Annotated in this window: 23 protein-coding genes; all 23 read left to right on the top strand. The window is 41.8% G+C overall.

Annotated features, from left to right (window positions below):
* Nucleotides 1–151: 151 nt before the first annotated feature.
* The 23 genes from VB083_RS06000 (at nt 152) to mgtE (ending at nt 21,852) form a co-directional block, all read left to right on the top strand.
* Nucleotides 152–1,297, top strand: a complete 1,146-nt coding sequence (locus VB083_RS06000) for a sensor histidine kinase (RefSeq protein ID WP_213701162.1) — start codon at nt 152–154, stop codon at nt 1,295–1,297.
* Entirely contained in the window at nt 1,297–1,974 is a 678-nt protein-coding gene (locus tag VB083_RS05995; RefSeq protein ID WP_323401864.1) for a response regulator transcription factor, read from the top strand. The genes VB083_RS06000 and VB083_RS05995 overlap by 1 nt, the downstream gene beginning before the upstream one ends.
* Nucleotides 1,975–2,172: 198 nt before the next feature.
* Nucleotides 2,173–2,355 carry a Flp family type IVb pilin gene (locus tag VB083_RS05990; protein WP_323401863.1) on the top strand — a complete coding sequence of 61 codons (183 nt, stop codon included), beginning with the start codon at nt 2,173–2,175 and terminating at the stop codon, nt 2,353–2,355.
* A 104-nt stretch (nt 2,356–2,459) separates the two neighbouring features.
* Nucleotides 2,460–2,936 carry an A24 family peptidase gene (locus VB083_RS05985; protein WP_323401862.1) on the top strand — a complete coding sequence of 159 codons (477 nt, stop codon included), beginning with the start codon at nt 2,460–2,462 and terminating at the stop codon, nt 2,934–2,936.
* Nucleotides 2,937–2,950: 14 nt separating this feature from the next.
* On the top strand, nt 2,951–3,349 hold the full coding sequence (locus VB083_RS05980) for a TadE/TadG family type IV pilus assembly protein (RefSeq protein ID WP_213690340.1): 399 nt from the start codon (nt 2,951–2,953) through the stop codon (nt 3,347–3,349).
* A gap of 5 nt (nt 3,350–3,354) precedes the next feature.
* Entirely contained in the window at nt 3,355–4,377 is a 1,023-nt protein-coding gene (locus VB083_RS05975; protein ID WP_213690341.1) for a pilus assembly protein TadG-related protein, read from the top strand.
* A gap of 15 nt (nt 4,378–4,392) precedes the next feature.
* Nucleotides 4,393–5,256 carry a Flp pilus assembly protein CpaB gene (gene cpaB / locus VB083_RS05970; RefSeq protein ID WP_213690342.1) on the top strand — a complete coding sequence of 288 codons (864 nt, stop codon included), beginning with the start codon at nt 4,393–4,395 and terminating at the stop codon, nt 5,254–5,256.
* Nucleotides 5,256–6,410 carry a type II and III secretion system protein family protein gene (locus VB083_RS05965; protein ID WP_213690343.1) on the top strand — a complete coding sequence of 385 codons (1,155 nt, stop codon included), beginning with the start codon at nt 5,256–5,258 and terminating at the stop codon, nt 6,408–6,410. The genes cpaB and VB083_RS05965 overlap by 1 nt, the downstream gene beginning before the upstream one ends.
* On the top strand, nt 6,407–7,522 hold the full coding sequence (locus tag VB083_RS05960) for a response regulator (RefSeq protein WP_213690344.1): 1,116 nt from the start codon (nt 6,407–6,409) through the stop codon (nt 7,520–7,522). The genes VB083_RS05965 and VB083_RS05960 overlap by 4 nt, the downstream gene beginning before the upstream one ends.
* Entirely contained in the window at nt 7,522–8,865 is a 1,344-nt protein-coding gene (locus VB083_RS05955) for a CpaF family protein (protein WP_213695997.1), read from the top strand. Before VB083_RS05960 ends, VB083_RS05955 begins: the two co-directional genes overlap by 1 nt.
* A gap of 2 nt (nt 8,866–8,867) precedes the next feature.
* On the top strand, nt 8,868–9,797 hold the full coding sequence (locus VB083_RS05950; RefSeq protein WP_213690346.1) for a type II secretion system F family protein: 930 nt from the start codon (nt 8,868–8,870) through the stop codon (nt 9,795–9,797).
* A gap of 12 nt (nt 9,798–9,809) precedes the next feature.
* Nucleotides 9,810–10,697 carry a type II secretion system F family protein gene (locus VB083_RS05945; RefSeq protein WP_213699412.1) on the top strand — a complete coding sequence of 296 codons (888 nt, stop codon included), beginning with the start codon at nt 9,810–9,812 and terminating at the stop codon, nt 10,695–10,697.
* Between the two features lie 6 nt (nt 10,698–10,703).
* Nucleotides 10,704–11,081 carry a DUF192 domain-containing protein gene (locus tag VB083_RS05940; protein WP_323401861.1) on the top strand — a complete coding sequence of 126 codons (378 nt, stop codon included), beginning with the start codon at nt 10,704–10,706 and terminating at the stop codon, nt 11,079–11,081.
* Between the two features lie 72 nt (nt 11,082–11,153).
* Entirely contained in the window at nt 11,154–12,020 is an 867-nt protein-coding gene (locus tag VB083_RS05935) for a hypothetical protein (protein WP_213690349.1), read from the top strand.
* Nucleotides 12,021–12,076: 56 nt separating this feature from the next.
* A complete protein-coding gene (locus VB083_RS05930; protein ID WP_213701048.1) occupies nt 12,077–13,258 on the top strand; it encodes a PucR family transcriptional regulator in 1,182 nt (393 codons plus the stop codon).
* 233 nt (nt 13,259–13,491) lie between these two features.
* Nucleotides 13,492–15,051 (top strand): OPT/YSL family transporter, encoded by a 1,560-nt coding sequence (locus tag VB083_RS05925; RefSeq protein WP_213701049.1) that lies wholly within the window; start codon nt 13,492–13,494, stop codon nt 15,049–15,051.
* A 14-nt stretch (nt 15,052–15,065) separates the two neighbouring features.
* Nucleotides 15,066–15,722, top strand: coding sequence for an aspartate/glutamate racemase family protein (locus VB083_RS05920; protein ID WP_323401860.1), 657 nt, complete (start codon nt 15,066–15,068; stop codon nt 15,720–15,722).
* An 18-nt stretch (nt 15,723–15,740) separates the two neighbouring features.
* The gene (locus tag VB083_RS05915; protein WP_323401859.1) at nt 15,741–16,814 is read left to right on the top strand and encodes a DUF917 family protein; all 1,074 of its coding nucleotides are present in this window, start codon (nt 15,741–15,743) and stop codon (nt 16,812–16,814) included.
* Between the two features lie 14 nt (nt 16,815–16,828).
* Complete coding sequence (locus VB083_RS05910; protein ID WP_213690354.1) at nt 16,829–17,764, top strand: DUF1177 domain-containing protein; 936 nt, start codon at nt 16,829–16,831, stop codon at nt 17,762–17,764.
* A gap of 3 nt (nt 17,765–17,767) precedes the next feature.
* Complete coding sequence (locus VB083_RS05905) at nt 17,768–18,604, top strand: hypothetical protein (protein ID WP_213701053.1); 837 nt, start codon at nt 17,768–17,770, stop codon at nt 18,602–18,604.
* A 5-nt stretch (nt 18,605–18,609) separates the two neighbouring features.
* Nucleotides 18,610–19,281 (top strand): AroM family protein, encoded by a 672-nt coding sequence (locus VB083_RS05900; protein ID WP_323401858.1) that lies wholly within the window; start codon nt 18,610–18,612, stop codon nt 19,279–19,281.
* Nucleotides 19,282–19,294: 13 nt separating this feature from the next.
* Nucleotides 19,295–20,248: an aminopeptidase gene (locus tag VB083_RS05895; protein ID WP_323401857.1), complete on the top strand. Its 954-nt coding sequence runs from the start codon at nt 19,295–19,297 to the stop codon at nt 20,246–20,248.
* Nucleotides 20,249–20,475: 227 nt separating this feature from the next.
* Entirely contained in the window at nt 20,476–21,852 is a 1,377-nt protein-coding gene (mgtE, locus tag VB083_RS05890; RefSeq protein WP_213699582.1) for a magnesium transporter, read from the top strand.
* Nucleotides 21,853–22,208 lie beyond the last annotated feature (356 nt).

The raw sequence follows: 22,208 nt of genomic DNA, 5'->3' as shown, positions 1-22,208 counted from the left end.
GATGTCATGGCGGGTTTACCTCCTATATCCTTTATTTTGGTTGTTTGAGCAACACCAGTATAAAGGAGAGGTGCCCGCCTTTTTCATTATCTCTTTCACTTTACCTAAGTAAACGGAACGAAACTCTGGCCCATCTACAGTGGAGGCTCATATGAAGGATGACACGATTTATACCAAGTTAAAAAGCATTCATAACAAAGTACAGGGGTATATCGCATCCAACCTATCAAGCGTTTCTGGTATTCGACATGAAGAAACCCAGAGGCTTAAAGAAGTGCGGGAAAAACTCGAATACATTCAGAGAAATATTTATGAAACTATTGAAGCTTCTGACAAAACGGAGCAGGCTTATAAAAGTGCTCGTCAACGTTTAGTTGATGCTACACGTGATGAAGATGAGAAGTCTCAGCAACAAGCTTATGATCGTGCCGAGCAGCTTATGAAAATGCAGGCCACCTTAGAAGAACGTGAGCGTAGCTTACGTCAACAGCGTGAATACTTAATGAAAGAAGAACGGGAAATCATACAATCCCTTGCACGCAGTGACGAAATGGCCAATAAGTTTCGTTTGGCCCTTGAACTTTTGGAAGACCAAGCTGTAAATGCTATGTTAGGTGCAGATAGCGAGAAAAGCTTTAAAATTCTTGCGGCAGCTTTCAGCTTAGCTGAAAGGGATAGTAGGGCGTTGGCCAGAGATCTTCACGATGGCCCCGCACAGAAGCTTTCAGGAGCAATTATGCTTTATGATTTAGCAGAACGATATATTGAAACTGGGAAAAATCATGAAGCAATAGAAGAGCTTCGCAAAGTAAAGAAACAGATGCAAGAGGCAATGGCGGATATTCGTACCTTCCTTTTCCAGATTTATCCTCAAGGTCTTGAAGAGGGGCTTGATGTAGCCCTTCAAAGATATGCGAAACAGGCAAGTGATCGTTATGGGGTAGAAATATCTTTTCAGGCTTCCGGAGATATTGTGAGTATTCCAATGGCTCTGCGCAGCAATCTCTTTAGAGTCATTCACCAAGCTATGGACAATGCTATACAAAAAGGAGACGCAAAGAACGTCAAGATTGCTCTCAGCGCTGGGACAGATGCTTTTAGTGCCAAAATCAGTGACGATGGCAAAGGCTTTGACGTTGAAGAAGCAAAAGCTGATGCCAGAGAACGAGGATCTTACGGTTTAATGAACATGGAAGAAAGAACGCGTCTTTTTGGAGGAAATATCTCTATCGATAGCTCCCCTGGCAGGGGGACCACCGTCTCAATGAGAGTGCCAATTCCGGAGGATGATTATTAATGGGAAAAATTACTGTAGTCATAGCAGATGATCATAACCTTTTTCGAGAAAGCGTTAGAAAAGTTCTTGATATGGAATCTGATATTGAGGTTATAGGAGAAGCACGAGATGGGCAAGAGACTATAGAAGTTGTTGAGCGTATGTCTCCACAAATTGTTATGCTTGACATACGTATGCCAAAACTTGATGGCATAGAAGTAGTCAATAAATTACGTGAAAAGGGAGTAAATTGTGCTTTTGTCATTATTACTGCACTTGATGGTGAAAATCAGATAACACGTGTATCAAGAGCAGGTATTCAAGGGTATGTCTTAAAATCATCGGGATTGGCAGAGCTTCTTACTGCGCTACGAATTGTTGCTTCTGGTGGTCGCTATGTAGATCCTCAAATAGCTTCAAAACTCCTCTCTTCTTTTTCTCCCCATGCCGAATTTAAAGAAAAAATTGAAACTTTGACACTCAAAGAGAAACAAATCCTTTATTGGATCTCCCATGGACTCTCTTCCCGAGAAGTAGCTAAACGAATGATCCTTTCAAATAAAACAGTACAAAATCATATGAGCCAAATATTGAAGAAACTTGAAGTACAAGAAAAAGGCCAGGCTGTTGCCCTCGCATGGAAATGGGGATTGCCTGAGCATGCACCATCAGAAATTATGGATTCTGCTGGCGAATAAGTAAGAAAGTACATACTTCTTCCCCTTATCCATTGGGACTTTTTCCCAATGGCATGGGTTAACTTTCCCTTCATTTTGATGAATTTCACTTTTTTTTCATGAAACTTAAGATGTAAACAAGCGGGGATTAAGCATTTATTATTATTGTAAAACAGTAGCAAAATATTCTACGTTAGGAGAGAAGGGGAGGGAATATAAATGATAGAAAAACTTCGTAACCTCGTATGGGATGAGGAAGGCCAGGGGCTGGTGGAATACGGATTGATAATTGCTTTGATTTCGGTGTTGCTTATTTTTGCTTTAGGACAGTTAAGGGAGGGAATTGAAGGCGCTTTTGGAGATGCCACTTCCGCTTTAAACGGTGAAGAAACTCCACAATAAAAAATCTCAAGACTTATTGTCTCCTAATCTTGAAGATTATTTTTTAATTTACTAGAAACAAAGGGCAGGTTAACCTGCCCTTTGTTTCTAAAGGGAGAGATTGTATGGAGTGGGTAACGCTGGTTATTTTATGTTGGGCAGGCTTTTATGATCTCAAATATAAAAAGGTTCCTAATTGGCTCACATATGGGGTGCTCTTTGCAGCGTTGCTCTTTCATGGTTTCCAGGGTGCGTTTATGCCCTCTCTTTTAGGTGGTTTGTTGGGATTAGGATGGTTCCTTATTCCGTATATGCTGGGAGGAATGGGGGCTGGAGACGTTAAGCTTTTAGCTGCAACTGGGGCAGTAGTAGCTTGGCCTGGGGCTTTGTATGTTGTTTTATATTCATCTATTGTTGGTGGCCTTTTAGTTCTTGTTTTGGCTTTTAAAGATGTTGATTATAAAAGTGTTTGGTTAGCGTTAGCAGGTGGCGCGGGTAAGTTTTTCAAGAGTATATGGATATCAGGGCGAGAGCATAGAAAAGAAAAAGTTCCTTACGCACTTTCTATCGCTATTGGGTATGCTCTGTATCTCCTGCTATGAGCGGGGGTGATGAAATGAGAAAAATATTGAAAAAACGAAGTAAAGGGCAGGCACTTGTTGAATTTGCGTTAGTGCTGCCCCTTTTGCTTCTTCTCGTGATGGGAATTATAGATTTTGGTTTGATCATGCAACAATATTTAACTTTGCAGCATAGCGTTCGAGAAGGAGCTCGCATGGCTTCTGTTGGCGGTAATGACACCGATGTTATCAGCAGAGTTGAAGAAATTTTAGCTTCACGTTGGGCAAGTGATGAGGTTACCGTAAATGTGGCAAAGACCAATAAGGGAACCTATGAAGAATCTGTTGTAACAGTAAATGCTCCTGTTGCGTTTATAACACCTCTTGGGTCTTTTGTGGAGGGGCTTGTGCCTAATTGGCAAGCGCAAGCCGTGGCCGCTTTTAGATCGGAGTGAGAGAAATGAGAGAAAAGAACCGAAAGGAAAATTTTAAACGAAGTCGGGGAGCTGTTCTTGTGTGGGTAGCTGCCAGCATGGTGGTGTTATTTGGTGCAGGTGCTCTTACTTTAGATTACGGTCGTCTTGTTATGACTCGCTGGCGTCTTCAGACAGCTGCTGATGCAGCAAGTCTTGCTGGGGCGTGGGAACTTGGAAATGCTATGGCAAGTCAGACTCTTCGAGAAGCAAGTGCTACGCAAGTTGCTGCTGAAGTCGCTACTGATAACAAATCAGAAGGAAGTTACTCTGTAGATTTTCCAGATGCGCTTACATGTCGTGTAACGGCGCAAGAGATAGTTGGCATGACTTTTGCCCGCATCTTGGGCATAACGTCTAGTGCTGTTTCTGCCCGTGCCGCAGCGCAAATTTCATCGGCCTCTTCTTCTATAGGATTACGTCCGTTAGGCATAGAAGAGCCTGAAACAGGATTTGTTTTTGGAGAACAGTATCTTTTAAAAATTGGTCCTCATGATCCTTCTGATCCCGAAGACCCAGGGTATCAGCATCACGGGAATTTTCATGCTCTAGCTTTTGGTGGAAAGGGCGCAAATAATTTTAGAGAAAAACTAAAATTTGGTTACGATGCCATTGTAAAAGAGGGCATGATGGTTACAACCGAACCTGGAAATATGTCTGGCCCAACAGAAGATGGTATCGATTATATTATCGCTCTTGAAATCATCAAAGAAGGTGTGGATTATATTCTTGATGAAGACGGACGTATTTCATGGGATTGGTATTCAACCCATCTTGATGATTTATACGAAAGCCCACGATTGATTACTTTACCTGTCGTTGCAGGTTGGGAGGTATACGGACGCAAAGAAGTGGAAGTTGTGGGGTTTGCCAGTTTCTTTCTTGAAGGGGTAGAGGGTACCGGTAAAGATTCACGAGTTATTGGCCGTTTTGTGGAAAGAGTTATTCCAGGCAGTTCTGGTGGTGGAAGTGGCTCTTTTGGCGCTTATTCAGTTAGTCTAATTCAATGAAGGTGAGGTGAGGACGTGAAAAAGAGAGGAATTTTCTTAGTAGTTTCTTTGTTATTAGGAATTATGGCAGCTTTTTTAGTATATCAGCAGATCCGTAGTTACAAACTAAAGATTGCCCGGGCAGAAAGAGAGCTTATTTCTGTTGTGGTGGCAACACGTCCCAAAGATGCTTTTTCTATTATTACATCCGAAGATGTAAAGACTGTTAGAATGCCAAGAAGCAGCATTCCTGCAGATGAAGTGTTATCTTTAGACGAAGTTGTCGGAAAAGCTTCTATGATGGAGCTCTCAACTGGCGATCCTGTATTAAAAGGGAAATTGTCGCTAGATCCTGAGAAGCTTGGAGTAGCATTTCAGCTTCCAAATGGTCGCGTAGCTATAGCTTTACCTATTGATGAGGTACGGGCTACTGGAGGTCTTCTTCGCCCAGGTGATTACGTTGATGTTTTCCACGTTTACAGAGAGAAAGATGAGGTTAGCCCTACATCTCGTCTTCTTCTTTCTCGGGTAAAGGTTCTCGCTATTGGTGGAGTTATGGGACGTAAAGAAGAGAAAGAAACAAATAAAGAAAAACAAATGGTGGCACAAACAGCGGTAGTAGAAGTTTCTCCAGAAGAAGCGGCAGTGGCAGCCTGGGCGCAGAGTCTCGGCAATTTATGGTTGGCCTTACGTCCGGCTCATGAAGAGACACAGACCCCCCTAGTTGTGTATAAAGGGCCCGGAAACTCCAATTCACCGAAAGGTGTGGCCGAGGCAGCCCCAATGAAGTCTGTTGTTAAAAGAAGTGTACCTGCCATACCTAAGGGCTGGAAAATAGAAATGATTCAGCCTGGAAATATAACAACAGTAACAGTTTCTCCTGATGGGAGGTCTCGTTGATGACTCGTCTCGTTAGAAAGATAAGCACTTTTTTTGTTATAGCGTTAGTAGTAGCTCTTTGGGGGGTTATTCCAGCGGTAGCTGCAACTTATCATCTTGATGTGGGAGACAGTGCTGTTCTTAAATATCAGAATGTAAAGAGAATGTCGGTAGGAAATCCAGATGTTCTTGACGCTGTTCCTTTGGATAATAACCAAATTCTGCTTACCGGGAAAATCGAAGGCGGAGCTGCTCTTATAGTGTGGGATGTCAAAGGAATGCATATGGAAAAGATTCTCGTCCATCCTTCAACAGATGCCCCTTCGTGGGAGCTAAAGGAATTGCTGAAAGCAGAAAATGTTGATGTTACCGTTCGCGGAGGTGCTGTTGTTCTTGAAGGTAAAGTGAAAACTCCAAGAGATCGCATACGAGCTGTTGCTATAGCAGGTGCTTTTGGTGAAAAAATAATAAATTTGTTAGAAGTTGAAGACGCTCCTCAGATAAAGCTTCGTGCCATTGTTATGGAGCTTAAAAAGCAAGATGGGGATAAACTTGGCTTGAAAAGTTTAGAGTATAACGATAATCATTTTTGGGGCATTTTTGATTTCAATCCAGATAATGCTCACGTTATCGATTACACACAGAACAATGATTTGCCAACAAGCATCAATGCAGTAATCAACGCTCTTATAGAGAATAAGCAAGCTAAAATTCTAAGTAAACCCTACCTATCTACGTTAAGTGGAGAAGAAGCTTTTCTCAATGTAGGAGGAGAGATTCCCGTTCCAGTGGGAGTGGATAACAACGAGATTAAAGTTGAGTGGAAACCATACGGAGTGATTATGAAATTCACGCCAGAACTTGATGGACTTGGTGAAATTTGGCTGACATTTGAAGCAGAAGTTAGTGAAATTGATTGGGAGAATGCCGTTGAAACTGAAGGCATAAAGATCCCAGCTATTCGAAGTCGAAAAATAGCGAACAAGGTACGTTTGGCTCATAATGAGTCTCTTGTTGTTGGTGGTTTACTTGACAATAAGCAATCAAAATACGTAAAGAAGATTCCGTTGCTTGGCGATATTCCTATTATTGGACAGCTGTTTAGAAGTAAAGAGTTCACGAACGATGAGACAGAACTCGTGATCACAGTGACACCGGAGGTGGTGGGCCTATGATTCGAGTATTCATAGTAGATGATGATTCTGTAACAAGAGATGTTATTCGCGGTATGTTGCAGATGGAGCCGGATGTGGAAATTATAGGGGAGAGCGATCGACTTGAAGGTGTGATGGAGACTGTCACTCGATTGAGGCCGTCTGTTCTTCTTCTTGACGTTCAGCTTCCTGATGGAGATGGGCCGGAATTAGCTGAAAAATTGGCAGAAATGCCTGTCCACCCAGGGATCATTATGATCTCTGTGCAAAAAGACGTTGCGTTTTTGCGAAAAGCTATGCAGGCTGGCGCACGTGACTATTTGTTGAAGCCTTTTACGAGCGCTGAACTCGTAGATGCCATTAGACGCGTCAATACAGAAACTCTTTCAAAAGGTGGCACACGTCAGGCTGAGAGAATTGCTATTTGGAGTTGCCGAGGTGGCGCCGGAGGTTCATCTTTTTCTATATCTTTAGCATCTCAATTGGCCATGATGGGCAAACGTACGGCTCTGATTGACGGCGATCTCTATATGGGTGACGTGGCCTTTCTTTTAAATACACCCTATGAATTGAGTTGGACAAACTGGGCAAATGAATGTCTTAGCGGAGTAGCCGATGGTGAACGTTATCTTGCTCTGGGGCCTAACAACCTCATGATTATGCCAACAGCTAAAAATCCTGTACAGGCCGAACTTATCAAAGCGGGAATGGCAGATCGCTTGATTCAATCTCTTTCTGATCGTTTTGACTATATATTTGTCGACTTGCACCGTAATCTTGACGATATAAGTGTCGAACTTGCTGAAGCATGTCAACGATTATGGCTTGTATCAGATTGTACCTGTACTGGCGTAAAAAATTTACATTTGGTTTCGGGTCTTCTCGATCAGTTACGTATTCCCTGGATTGAAAGAGCTGTCATTTTAAACCGAGTTGAACGAGAGCATCGTTCTATAGTAGAAAAAATTGATAAGGAATATACAGTAAAAGGTATTCTTCCCTTCGAATCAAAGCTTGAAAACGGGTGGCTAAGGGGGGAACCGCTTATTATCGACCAGCCTCGGGCAGCCTACTCGAAGATAATACGAGAGATAGCTTCTGCTCTTGAGGTGCGAGAGAAGGTGACAAGCTAATGAGCCTTTTACGACGTTTGGCTGGTGATACAGCAGGTCAGCGGCGAGGTCGAGGATCTGTTTCCGAGTTATATCGTGAAACTCATCGTCGTATCTTATCTCGGTTGGCTGATGAAGTTGATATGGAAGAAATAGCGGCTCAGCCTGATTGGGGTAAATCATCCTTGGTTAAAGAACAGATCACCCTTGAAATTCAATCTATGCTTGAGGAAGTTAAAGGCCTTAATGCGGCTGAATTAAGCCGTCTTGAAGACGACCTTTTAAATGAGGTTTTTGGGTATGGACCGATTCAACCCTTATTAGACGATGATACAGTGACAGAAGTGATGGTAAACGGTTGCGATATGGTGTATGTAGAACGGTGGGGCAAAATAGAACCTGCGGATGTTTTCTTTAATGACGACAATCACATACGCCGGATTATTGATAAAATTGTTGCCCCATTAGGCCGTCGTATAGATGAGGCGTCACCTATGGTCGATGCCCGTTTGCCTGACGGTTCACGTGTCAATGCTGTTATTCCGCCTATTTCCATTGACGGGCCGACGTTGACAGTTCGAAAGTTCAGACGGGAACCTTTTTCTGCCCAGGATCTTATTGCTTTAGGTACGCTTTCAGATGAATCCGTGAGTTTTTTGCGGGTAGCAACTGAAGCTCGGTACAACATTCTTGTTACAGGTGGAACTGGTTCGGGTAAAACGACAACGTTAAATGTACTTTCAAGTTTTATACCGAATCGAGAACGTATAGTCACTATAGAAGATGCGGCAGAGTTAAGTATGCAACAAGACCATGTTGTTCGTATGGAATCTCGTCCTGTAAATATAGAAGGAACGGGAGCTGTAACTATACGAATGCTTGTGAGGAACTCGCTCCGTATGCGTCCCGATCGAATTATCGTAGGTGAGTGTCGCGGAGAAGAAGCTTTCGATATGCTTCAGGCTATGAATACTGGTCATGATGGCTCTTTAACCACTCTTCATGCTAACTCACCGAGAGATGTTCTCTCTCGTCTTGAAAGCATGGTTCTTATGGCGGGGATGGAATTGCCTATACGGGCTATTCGTGAGCAGATATCGTCAGGTATAGATCTTATCGTTCATCAGGAACGACTGAAAGATGGTTCTCGTCGTGTTCTTACAATTTCAGAGATAACAGGTATGGAAGGTGACACGATTCAGATGCAAGATCTCTTTACTTTTAACCATCAAGGTTTTGACGATGCGGGGCGAGTTCGAGGAAATCTTGATCCAACGGGTATTCAACCCCATCGTAGCTATAAATTTGATATGGCTGGGGTAACATTGCCAAAAGATATTTTACGGGCCAAAAGGGGGAGTTAAGCATGGGAGGGATACTCTTTGCTTTGGTAATAGGTGTGCTTCTCTTCTTAATGGCGGTAGGGCTTTCTATGATCTGGATTGGAGAAGAGACAGATCAGGTTTCACGTACGGAATCATGGTTTACGCGAGGGCGAGAACAGAAAAAAGTTGACGATAAAAAAGTTTTTGCAAAACATCTTACATCCGATGCTTTTCTTAAAAAAATGGAGGCAGACCTTATAAAAGCAGATATGCCTCTTAAACCACAGGAAGCTTTACTCATATGGCTTGGCATTCTTATCGTCATTCCTTTTCTTCTCTTTATAGTACGAGGCCCCTTTGGGTTGGCTGTCGGGTTGGTTGGGGCTATTGTAACCCCTATTTTTGTTGCTAGAGTTCGTAAACAAAGAAGACTTCATAAATTTGAGCGCCAAATACCTCCAATGCTTGATATGATTTCTTCTGGATTGCGGGCTGGTTTTAGCTTTTTACAGTCTTTACAGAATACGGCGTCACAAATGGAAGCGCCTCTAGGGGACACGTTACAACAGGTTGTTGCAGAAATTTCTTTGGGTTTAGATCTTGAAGACGTTCTTAACCGTTGGGTTGATCGTGTTGGAAGTATGGATCTTGAGTTAGTAGTAACATCCATTCTTATTCAAAAAGAGATTGGTGGAAATTTGGCTAAAATTTTAGAGAATATAGCACGTGTTATGCGTGATCGGCAGGATGTGGCCGCTCAAATGAGAGCATTGACGTCGCAAGGGCGCCTTGAGGGACTCATTATCTCTATACTACCTGTAGCTATGGCCGTTATTATTAATCTTATGAACCCGGGTTATTTAACTCCTCTTTTCACCACGCCTACAGGACAGAAAATGTTGGGAGTAGCTGTTTTCTTTGCTTTTGTTGGAATCCTGATTATACAACGTATTGTTAAACCTCGTTATTAAGGAGGTGGAGACGTGGAATTTCTTGTTATTGTATTTTTAATGCTCATAGTTACGCTAGGAATTTTTCTGGTTCTCAATACAATTTCTCCTCAAAAAGCGGATTCTTTTGACAGAGCAGCGCGTTTTACGGGGGAAGAGGAAGAAGAAATTGCTACGTTCAAAGAGCGAGTTGTCGATCCTTTTCGCGTCAAAATAAGCCGTGTTGGTCGTTTCTTCTTTCCAAATGAGGCGATTGCCCGTATGGACCGATATTGTCTTTTCGCCGGCCGCCCTATGGGAATACGGGGGGAGGTTCTTGCCGGTCTTAAGGTATCATTTGCTTTGATTTTTGCTATGATAGCTGCTTTTCTTCTTCCTGCACCATTACGTATTACCGGGGCGCTTATCCTTGGTGCTTTAGCTTATCTTATTCCAGGAATATGGATTAGCGGCAAAGGTAAGGAGCGGCAGACACAGGCTCGAAATCAGCTTCCCGATGTTATGGATCTTATGGTAGTAAGTGTAGAGGCTGGTTTAGGCCTTGATGCGGCTATGTCTCGTGTGGCAGATCGTCTGCGTGGCCCAATGGGTGAGAATTTTGCACGTGCTCTTCATGAGATTAGTTTGGGAGAAAATCGTCAAAAGGCACTTCATGGCATTACGGAAAGATTGCCTATCGAAGAAGTGCGTCATTTTGTTACAAGTCTTATTCAGGCAGAAGAACTCGGTGTCTCAGTCAGTGATGTATTGCGCAGTCAAGCAGGAGCTTTAAAACGTTTCCGCCGTCTTAAAGCTGAAGAACATGCTCGGAAGGCTCCTATTAAGATACTTTTTCCCATGATTCTTTTTATCTTCCCATCACTTTTTGTCGTTATCCTGGGCCCAGCTTTCATATCGATTATGGAAGCCTTTGCAAAATAATGGACAATGGATATTAGAAGGTTTAGAAATAAACGCCCATATAAAATCTTGAATTCAAGAGGAGATGTTATATTCTCTCCTCTCTATTTTGCTGATTCTTTTTCCTCCCGATTTATGGGACTCATGTTTGTTCCCCCACCCAATCTCCCGTGGGGAATCATTTTGAAGCCGTGCAATGCTATACATACCATAGGAATGCGTTTTAATCTCGATGTTTTTTTTCTTGATGACGACAATCAGGTTTTAGAAATACGGCGCGATGTAACTCCATGGTCGTTATGCAGGAATAAAAAGGCACGAAGTGTCTTGGAATGCCCCGCAGGGAATATTCCCTTAAATGAAATTAATATAGGGAGTCGAATCATTTTTAAAGATTTTGTTTAACCCCCCTTTTCAAATAAGAAAAGTAGTTTATAATGTCCGCACAGAACGTTATACCAGAGGATGGTGAGTCGCATGACGACCGGAACGAGAGAAACACTGAAAGAGCTTTCTCTGGACATTGTGCGGAAGTATATGGAAGATAACAACTTCGAAAACATCGCATTACTTGAGGGAGCAACCATAGTTCATAATATTTACGGAGAAGGTGAAATAGTAAAAGGGGAAATATCCGATAAGGGAATAGCATATCTCCACATTGAATTTAAAGATCACTCCAGCGGCGCAGCTCTCCTTAAAAAATTCCCCACAAAAAATGTAGTAGAAGCTTTCTTTTCACGTCTTCATATCGCTCCTGAACTTTACTCCAAAATTTGTCCAGAAAAAACATGTAATGAAACAGAAAAACGATCTCCTCTCGAAGAGCGGTCAATTCACACCCGGGTACTTGATACAACAGAAAATAACGACGCTGGGAGGTCTCGGCAGGATATTTTAAAAGAATGCCGAGCTGGAGATCTTGTGCATTTTGTGGCTGAAGAAAAAAAGATATTCGTAAAAACCGAGCAAGATGAAATTATTGGCTTTTTACCAGAAGAAGTAACCGATCTTGTCCTGCCTGCTATAGAAAGAGAATTACCAGTTGAAGCCATAATAACGAGCATCCCAAGAGAAGGAATGCCTCGTAAAAGAGGTTGTCGTCTTGAGGTTTATTTGAATCTTCCTGGTCGAGAAAGGCCAAGCTTGAAGGATTTGGCGGAAAAGAACAGAGGAGGAGAGAAAAATCCTCAAGGTGACGATAATGATGCGGTAAGCCCTGAAGAGCGCTCTTGGAACGATCTGGGAGCTGACATAGATGACATGGGTAACGACGACATGGATGTAGATATTGATCCATGGGAGGGGTATGAAGGCTTCGAAGATTCTGGTTATGACTCTTAAGGTGGTATAGTTGTAGTATAAAGTTGTTTATATTGCTTTAAGAGGAGTGAAATGGCGTGTTACGTGTCAAGGAAATACTCGAAATTCCTTGCATGGAGGAATCTATTGTTATAGCGGGGGAACGGGGATTAAACAATCCTGTTCTCTGTATAGATGTATTAGAGGTGCCAGATGCGGACCAATGGGTGACGCCTGGCACCTTTCTTCTAACAACAGCATACGCCTATAAAGAAGATGTTTCCCGTTTAGAACGACTGGTGCGTCTTCAAGCTGAAGGTGGCGCTTCCGGCATGGGAATAAAGTTGGGACGCTTTATTCAGGAAGTGCCCCAGGAAGTTTTAAAAACAGCTGAAAAAATGGGGTTTCCCATTATTTTATTACCCCCTAAACTTCCCTATGTTCCTGTGATTAAAAAGGTCATGTCTCTTATTTTTGAAAGAGAGCGTCTCCTTAAGGGGGCTTTAAATAAGCAAGATGTACTAAGACATATGATCGAAGACAACATTTCTCTAGAGGAAAATATAGATTTACTGAAACAACTTAATTTATCTCCTTTGGATTTGTGTTGTTTCATGCTTTTAGAAATTCCTAATAATGGTGGAGTTCATAACGTTGTTATTTGGGAACTTGTAGAAAAGATAAAGGTAAAGTGGCAGGATTTCTTTCTTGTTCAATTTGAAAACATGCTTGGTCTTCTCTTTGTGGTGCAAGATGAGACAAGGTTCTCTGCTGTTAAAGAGTTGGCTCAGAATGTAGCTTTGTCTTTCCAATCTGAACCAGAGTTACGTTGTGTGAGCATAAGTGGGCTGCATACTCTTGAAAAGGGGATAAAGAAAGCCTATAGAGAGGCTTTTTTTACTCTTAAAGTTGTGAAGAAGCTTATGAACCAAGAGTCAGGTTTTGTTGATTTTGATAGTCTGCGTCATCTTTCTTTTTGGTATACCCACCCCGATAGAAAGGAACTTGTTCTAACAAGTCGATTGATACTTGACCCTATTTTAACTTACGATAAAAACAATAATGGTTCTTTGTTACAAACACTTAAAGTCTTTTTACTAATGGATCGTAATCAGAAAAGAACAGCCGAAGCTTTGCATCTACACAGAAATTCATTGCGTTATCGCTTAAATCAAATAGAAGAAATTTTCGGATCTGATATATTTTCTGGTTTTAAGCTTCAAAAACTCTTTTTTGCACTTATCACGTATACACTTCTTGATGATGAAGTTCTTATATAAACACTTTGTGCATTGAGCATAAAGTGTTTACCCTTTCTTTGTGTATCAATTCCATTGTTTCCTTTTCTTTTGAACGGTATAAATATATGTGTAAATTTCCAGAATAGTGTTTTTTAAATTGAATATGTTCTCGGTACGTTTCCTGAATATATAACTGCGGATTTAAAAAAATACGCGGACAATTGTGTTTTTGACTTTAAATTTAAGCACATAAAATTAAAGGAGGGAAAAGTATGAATGAACGCAAGAAACACGTCAAAGCTTTGGAACCACGCACTCTTATTTTAAGTTTAATTGTTTCGGTTCTTTCCGCTATTATCTGTATGCAAATCATCTCAAGAATAGGTATTACACCAAATACCTCAATTATAGGGGCCATTGTTGCAATGACTCTTGCACGGATTCCTTTATCATTTTTAAAAGATTTTCGTTCTCTTGATCGGCAAAATTTAGTTCAAACCATGACTTCTGGCGCAGGTTTTGCTGCGGCAAATTGTGGGTTGCTTTCAGTTGGGATTATGTATGTATTTGGCACTCCCAAATTAATACTTCCAATGTTGATTGGTTCCGGTCTCGCTACACTAATAGGAATGCACTTTGTTTATAAAGTCTACGACTCTGACCTTTATCCTGCGGCAGGAGCATGGCCTCCTGGCGTTGCAACAGCTCAAGCTCTTATCGCTGGAGATGAAGGCGGGAAAAAAGCACGCCGTCTTTTAGAAGGGGTTCTTGCTGGTGTTGTGGGACGCCATTTTGGGCTTCCTATGGCTGGCATTGGAATAGTCTTTATTGCTAACATTTTTGCCATGTCTGCTCTTGGTGTCGGACTTGTAATCCGTGGATACTCCGGAACATTATTTGGTTTCGATCTAGGTAAAACGTATATTCCTCATGGAGTCATGATTGGGGCGGGTGTAGTTTCTCTTGTTCAGGCTCTTGCTATTATTTTCCGCAGGGGTTCTTCGTCTCGTAATAATAGTGACGGACCTCTTCCCACTGTTTCTCATGAAAAAGTAAAACAAACAATTTTCTTCCATACCTTCCTTTTCGGTTTGGGAGCTATCGTTTTGGCTCTTCTAAGCGGTATTTGGGCTGAAATGAGTGTTGGGAAATTGGTTTTATGGATTGTCTGGACAACCTTCTCTGCCATTGTTGCACCTATTCTTGTTGGCTTAAGCGCTATGCACTCAGGATGGTTCCCGGGGTTTGCCATCAGTGTTATTTTCTTGAGCCTCGGACTCTTCATGGGCTTCCCTGGAGCTCCCCTTGCCCTTTTAGCTGGATATGTTGCAAGTACGGGTCCTTGTTTTGCTGATATGGGTTACGACCTCAAGACTGGTTGGATTATTCGTGGAGAGGGAAAAGATTTGGAGTATGAATTAGATGGACGGCGTCAACAGGCGATAGCAGAAATTGTAGGTGGTTTTGTCTCTGTTGTAACAGTCTTTTTCCTTATGAAGATGCATTTCAGATTGGATATGTTACCTCCAGTAAGCAGAGTTTTTGCAGCGACAGTACAGGCAGGAGCTAATCCAGATATCCTTCGTCAATTACTCATGTGGAGCGTTGTTGGAGCGATCATTCAGGCTATAGGTGGGGCTAAGCGTGCTATAGGAATTCTTTTTGCTACGGGTCTTCTTATCAAGAGTCCCTTATATGGAATTGGAGTGCTAGCTGCTGTCATTTGCCGTCTTATTTGGGGTACCAAATGGATGGAAATGCGAGAAGCAGGTCTTATCGCAGGAGACGGCATTTACGGATTTATTTCTGCAGTTGTAAGAAGCTTTATGTAAAAGGAGATGTTTAGATGGAGCATTCACGTCGTCGAATAGCTCTTATTCGGGTCTTGACTTCAAGGGATCCGCAGGTGTTGGAATCACATGGAAAAATTTTGATGGCTCTTTTCCCTGAATGGGATGTGTGCTCTTACTGCATTCCAGATCAACCGGAAGGCATACATGATGAAGAAACTAAAAAGAGAGCTCTCCCTAAAATTGAGCGACTGGCTTTTTCTCTTTTGCCTGAAAATTTTGATGGAATTATCGTAAGTTGTGCAGACGATCCAGCAGTAGAGAGTTTGCGACGGCAACTTTCTATTCCTGTAATAGGGGCGGGGCGTTCCACAGCTCTTCTTGCTCTTGGAGTTGGAAGACGTGTTGGTGTTATTGGCATAACAGATGAAACTCCAGCAGGAATGAAAGATATTTTGAAAGATTTTTTAATAAAAGAAATACGCCCAAAAGAAGTTCATTCTACTCTTGATCTAATGACTCCTGAAGGAAGAGCTGCTGTTTTGAAAGAAGCAATGAATTTAAAAAAGGAAGGCGCTGATGTCATCGCATTGGCTTGTACGGGTATGTCTACGGTTTCTTTAGCATCGGAAATAAAAAAAGAGGTCAATATTCCTGTTATAGATCCTGTAAGTGCTGAGGGAGCATTAATGTGGGCTACGTTGGGGTTTTAAACAAATGGAGTTGATGAAATGTCTCAAACAGTTTTGAAGAAGGAACATGTAGAAGCTGCTGTATTAGGTGGTGCCGTTCTTGGTGGCGGTGGCGGTGGAGCTATGGAACGAGGTCTGGATTTAGGGTTTTTAGCTGTTCAAATGGGACGTCCCATTCTTATTGATGCTGAGGATTGTTGTGATGAAAACATTCTCGTTACCTGCTCTGGTGTAGGTGCGCCGGCAGCAAAGGAGGCTGTTGTTTCTCCACGAGCCTATTGGAGAACAATCGATTTGCTTCAGACACACAATAAAGAGCAAATAGGCGGTCTTATTACTAATGAGTGTGGCGGAAATGCAGTAGTAAATGGTTGGCTTCAAGCCGCTCTTTTAGATTTACCCATAGTTGATATTCCCTGTAACGGTAGAGCTCATCCTACAGGAGTAATGGGATCAATGGGGTTACAAAAAGATAAAAATTACGTGTCAATTCAGGCTTTTGCCGGAGGGAATCCAGATAACAATACATATGTAGAGGGATGTGTTTCTGGAGGACTTGCCGAGACATCTGCTCTAGTTCGCCAGGCAGCCGTTCAGGCTCGAGGTCTTGTTGGTGTAGCTCGTAACCCTGTAAAAGCTTCTTTTGCCAAAATGAATGGAGCTCCAGGAGGCGTAGCAATGTCTATAAAGTTAGGGCGAGCTATGTTGAATGTAAAAGATAAGGGAGCGGAGAAGCTTGTTTCTTCCGTTGTAGAGTTTTTAGGGGGAGAGATTATTACGCGCGGGACTGTTCAAAATCTGGAGCTAGAGACAGCAGGAGGTTTTGATGTGGGGCGTGTGGATATAGACGACATTGCTCTTACTTTCTGGAATGAGTATATAACCCTCGAAAGAACAAATGGAGAACGTCTGGGTACGTTCCCAGATCTTATTATGACAATGGATGGGCATTCAGGCATGCCAGTAACCAGTGCAGAAATAGAAAAAGGTCAATCTATTTATGTTATTACGGTTCCCAAAACAAATTTATGTTTAGGTGAAGGAATGCGCTGCATAGATCTTTTACGCGATGCAGAACGCATTATCCATAAAGATATATCGTCGTATCAATAAAAGGAGTGGTGAGTATGTCATTTACTAGAACTCTTGAGGCTTTAGACCTTCTTGATCGCTCAGATGTGAGCGGTGAAATGGTAAAAGATGTTTTTCTTAAAGCTGGAATTAAGGAAGTAGAAGTAAAAAAAATTGAAGGTCCCAAGGGACATACAGATTTTATAAAAGCGGTTATTCCTGGGAGTCACGGAAAGCGCATGAATGGAACGGCTCCCACATTAGGTATCATTGGTCGACTAGGCGGAATAGGTGCCCGTCCGGAGCGTATTGGACTTGTTTCTGATGGAGATGGAGCAGTGGCTGCTGTCGCAACGGTTTTAAAAATGGCAAAGATGCTTTCTGTTGGCGATGTACTTCCTGGAGATGTCATAATTTCTACCCATATTTGTCCCGATGCTCCCACTCAGCCTCATGAACCTGTGCCTTTTATGGGATCCCCTGTTGATATGACTACAATGAATCAGCAAGAAGTTGATCCTGAAATGGATGCCATTTTAATTGTGGATACTACTCGTGGCAACAGAGTCATAAATCATAAAGGGTTTGCTATCTCTCCCACCGTTAAAGAGGGATATATCTTGCGAGTAAGTGAAGATATTCTTTCTATTATGGAAATCGTTACAGGAGAGCTTCCAGTTGTCTTTCCTCTTACTATCCAGGATATTACACCTTATGGCAATGGCCTCTACCACTTGAATAGCATATTGCAACCTTCAACTGCGGCTAAGGCCCCATGTATTGGAATTGCTATTACGTCTCATTCTGCTGTTCCAGGGTGCGCTACAGGTGCAAGTCATGCTACAGATATAGAACAGGTCGTTCGTTTTAATATTGAGGTAGCCAAGAATTTTACTAGAAAGAGCTGTTCTTTTTACATCACAAAAGAATTCGAATTGCTTATTGATTTATACGGTCCTATGAATCATTTTCAGACTGCTGGTAAAAAATAGATAATGTATAAAGCTCAAATAACATTGACTGTTCCAATGGGAAAACGGCTGATTGCGAAAGCAATCGCCGTTCTTCCTGATGTACAAAGAGCGTTTAGGGAAGGTCGGATTCTTTTAAAAGGGGGAACGACAGTTTCTGCAGTTGCTGAAGAGCTTGTTGGTTCTCCCTTGCGGATTAGCGGAAGAGTTACACCTCGCGGAACGGTATCGTGCAATAAATCTCTCCCATCTTTCCCTCATAGTATTCTTATTTATAACGGACAAATTCAGAACGTTGACCAATGTCTATCACAAGTTGTCGCTGAAATGAATGCTTCCGATATAGCTATATGCGGGGCTAATCTTGTTGATGTGCACAAACAGGCAGCCATGATGGCAGGAGCACCTCTGGGAGGTGTCCCCGGGCAGGTGATTTCCACTTTGCGATCTGAAGGAATTATTACTTATATTGCGGCTGGGCTTGAGAAGTTTGCTCCCTGTTTTCTTGATGAAGCCATACTTGAAAGCGGACGGAAAAAAATCAATACATCTATGGGCATGTCGGTAGGTCTTATCCCTGTTCCAGGTTGTGTCGTAAGTGAAATTGAAGCTTTTTCAATCCTTGCATCTGTGAAAGCATACATTATTGGCAGGGGGGGAATTAGTGGAGCAGAAGGGGCTACAACGTTTGTCATAAGTGGGGAAAAAGACGAGGTCAAAAAAATTATTAATATCATTTCTGTTTTGCCAGAAGTTCCTGAAAGTGGGAGTGATGGTTCCCTTGATGAATGTTTACATGGGGGCCCGGGGTGTAAAAGTCATCTGGGATGTTGGCACCGTGATCGTATATTGAAGAGGTGATACACATGAAACGAATTTTGGGAACCGTAACTATAGGCCAAGCTCCGCGAGTAGATATAATTCCAGATATCTTGCCTATTCTAGGGGAGAATCTAAATGTTGTTGAATCTGGTGCTTTAGATGGTTTGACGAAAGAAGATATTGCAAAAATGGCACCTCAAAAGGGAGATTACGTTCTTGTAACGAGAATGAAAGATGGAACTTCGGTTACAGTTGCAGAGCGTTATATCACACCTAGAGTTGAAGAGAAAATTCGAGACCATTTCCAACATAATATTCCTGTTGTTCTTCTCCTTTGTACCGGTGAATTCCCTTCTTTTGGTAAAGAGGGACTTTTGATTCGGCCTCAACGTATTCTTTACAATGTAGTACAGGCAGTGGCTGAAAATAGAAAATTAGGTGTCATTACTCCTTCTGAAGATCAGATAGCACAATCTAAGAAAAGGTGGGAAACTGTGTCAGGAAGAGTATCAGTTGTTGCTGCTTCTCCATATGCAGACTCTTTGCAACTTGATAATGCTATAGAGAAGCTACAAGAATATAATCCAGATATAGCTATTATGGATTGCATGGGCTATACAATAAAAATGCAGCAGAAAGTAAGAGACAGCCTTGGAAAACCTGTATTTCTAGCCCGAAGTGTTGTGGCCAGAGTGATTAAAGATATGTTTGGATAGGGGGCAAGGGTAAATGGATTTTGAGAAAATGATTAATGTGTCGAAGTGCCTTCTCACAGATAATATGGGACTTCGTCGAGAAGAAAAATTATTGATAATATGCGATAGCAAGACTGTAAATATTGCTAAAAGTCTTTTTGAGGCGGGGCAATTACTAGGAAGCGAATCTCTTCTGGTTCAAATTTCGCCTATGAAAAAAAATGGAGAGGAACCATCTGCACGTGTGCGTGAATTGATGTTAGCTTCAGATGTTGTCGTTATTCCTACAAGTAAGTCTATGACTCATACCCACGCCAAAAAAGATGCATGTGTTGCTGGAGCTCGTGTTGCTACCATGCCTGGAATTACTGAGGATATGTATTTTAATGGGCCTATTACTGCAGATTATAAAGAAGTTGAAATTTTAACAAAAAAACTCACATCTCTTCTTGACAAGGCTAAAGAGGCTGAGATACGAAAAGACGGCTGTTCCCTTACGTTGTCTCTTGACGGGAGAAAAGGTATTCCGAGTACAGGTGTATATCGGGAAAAAGGGCAAGCTGGCAACTTACCATCTGGTGAAGCTTTTATTGCTCCCGTTGAGGGTAGCACTTCAGGAGAAGTTGTTATCGACGGTTCATTTGCTGGAATTGGAGTCTTAAGTGCTCCCTTGAAACTTTTTTTTGAGAAAGGGCAGCTTGTAGATGCGCAGGGTCCTGAGCGTCAAAAACTCTTTGACCTTCTGGGAGACAATCTTTTGGCAAGAAATGTAGCTGAACTTGGAATAGGAACTAATAATAAAGCTCGAGTCACAGGGGTTATTCTCGAAGATGAAAAAATATATGGAACTGTACATATTGCTCTTGGCAGTAACGATACCTTTGGAGGAACAGTTGCTGCAGGAATCCATGTAGATGGAGTAATTACCAACCCTGAACTTTACATTGATGGGAAATGTATTCTTTCTGAAGGGAAAATCCATATTTAACTATATTCTTTTGTTTCAGAAGGCGGGAATTCAGTTTCCCGCCTTTTTTGTTAAAATAGGTAAGTTAACGTCGACTTTAATAAAAAAAAGGAGGTAGGTTTGAATGGACGACGTTCCTGGTAGCAGTACATATTTAAAATCTGCTGCGTTATTCAAACAGACCTCTACACGTCACTTTTTTTCAGAGGTCTGAGGTCTGTTTAGACACTGAAAAGGAGTGATATCCGATGAATATGTCATTAGGCCAAGCTCTGCAAACTTTTCTGCTGAGCAAAGATTTCTCTTTGATTAAAGATTTTTGTATCTCAAACCATCCTGCAGTTGTTGCCGACTTTTTATCCCCACTGAAGCCTCAAGAGATATGGTCAATTCTTTCCATTCTCAATCCTCAGAAGAGGGCAGAAGTCTTTTGCCAAATAGATGAAGATAGGCAAATTACTTTAGCCAGTCAATTGGCGAGACATGATCTAGCAGCTTTAGTTACAGATATGTCTTCTGATGATAGAGCTGATTTGTTTAGGCGCTTACCAGAAGCAACGCAAAAGATACTCTTACCAGCCCTTGCCCAGGCAGAGCGAGACGATATTAGACGTCTTGTTTCTTATGCAGAAGGCACATGTGGTTCTGTTATGACTTCCGACTACGCAACACTACCTGAGAATATAACAGTAGCTCAAGCTATTGAAGAACTACGCAGAGAAGCTCCAGATAGAGAAACTATTTATTATATTTATGTTTTAGGGGAGCAGCGTAAGTTATTGGGTTTTGTGTCGTTAAAAGACCTTATTGTTTCTTACTCTGCTCTCAACGTTGCTGATATTATGCATCGTGACCTTATCTTTGTAAAAGCAAATGATGACCAAGAAGAAGCAGCCAGAAAAATCGCTAAATATGATCTTCTTGCTTTGCCTGTTGTTGACGAAGCAGGTTCCTTAGTTGGAATTATTACACATGACGATGCCATTGATATTATTACTCAAGAACACACTGAAGATATGGAAAAACTTATGGCCATTGGTGGGCGACATGACGTAGGTACATATTTAAAGACATCTGCTTTTGAACACTTCAAAAATAGAGTTTTTTGGGTTGTTGGGCTAGCTGCGGTAGGACTTCTTTCTGGTATGGTTATTCACCGTTTTGAGGCGACCTTGGCTCATTTTATGATTTTAGCGTTGTATTTGCCAATGCTTACAGATAGCGGTGGAAATACTGGTAGCCAGGCTGCAACTGTAATAATACGGGCGTTGGCACTTCGCGAAATTAAAATAAAGGATATTTTTAAAGTTTTGCTAAAAGAGTTAAAAGTATCAGTTATGCTCGGTGTTATTTTGGGAGGACTTTCTTATGGAAAAGTTCTTTTCTTATCTAAAGATTTGATACTACCTGTAGGAATGACTCTTCCTATGATAGCTACGGCTATCGCTATGGCACTGATGATACAAGTTGTTACCTCTACATTGATAGGTGCTCTCTTGCCCATGGGGGCAGTTTTTCTGGGATTTGATCCCGCTATTGTTGCGAGCCCCGCATTAACAACAATAGTGGATATAACTGGTCTGTTGATCTATTTTAATATTACACGAATGATCTTAGGGCTATGAATAAATTTTAATAAAAAGACATACAGAAAACCTATTTTATGTTAGAATAAGGCATATTCGAAAAAATTATATTAGGCCAAAACGATCTCCCCCCCTTTTGGATTTCTTTTGGTCGTGGTATTTTAGAGGCTCTGTATGTGAGAGCCTCTTTTTGTTGCCTGTTTACAGAATATTTGGATTTTACCCATTAAGTCGAATAGCGCTCTTATTTTCAATTTTGTAAGGGGCCATAGTTTGCTTCCTGATAACGTGATAAAGTGAATGGCGGGAATCCCAGTCCGTACGATTGGCTCCCGCCAATTCAAAGATAAATGGGCTCACCCTGTCCAATAGTAGTGGCGGAATGGAAGTTGCGG

Origin of the sequence: Aminobacterium sp., assembly GCF_034926885.1 — a bacterium.
In the GTDB taxonomy this organism is placed as follows: domain Bacteria; phylum Synergistota; class Synergistia; order Synergistales; family Aminobacteriaceae; genus Aminobacterium.
The sequence above is the reverse complement of the archived record's forward strand: the minus strand, read 5'-3'. Positions and strand labels throughout refer to the sequence as shown.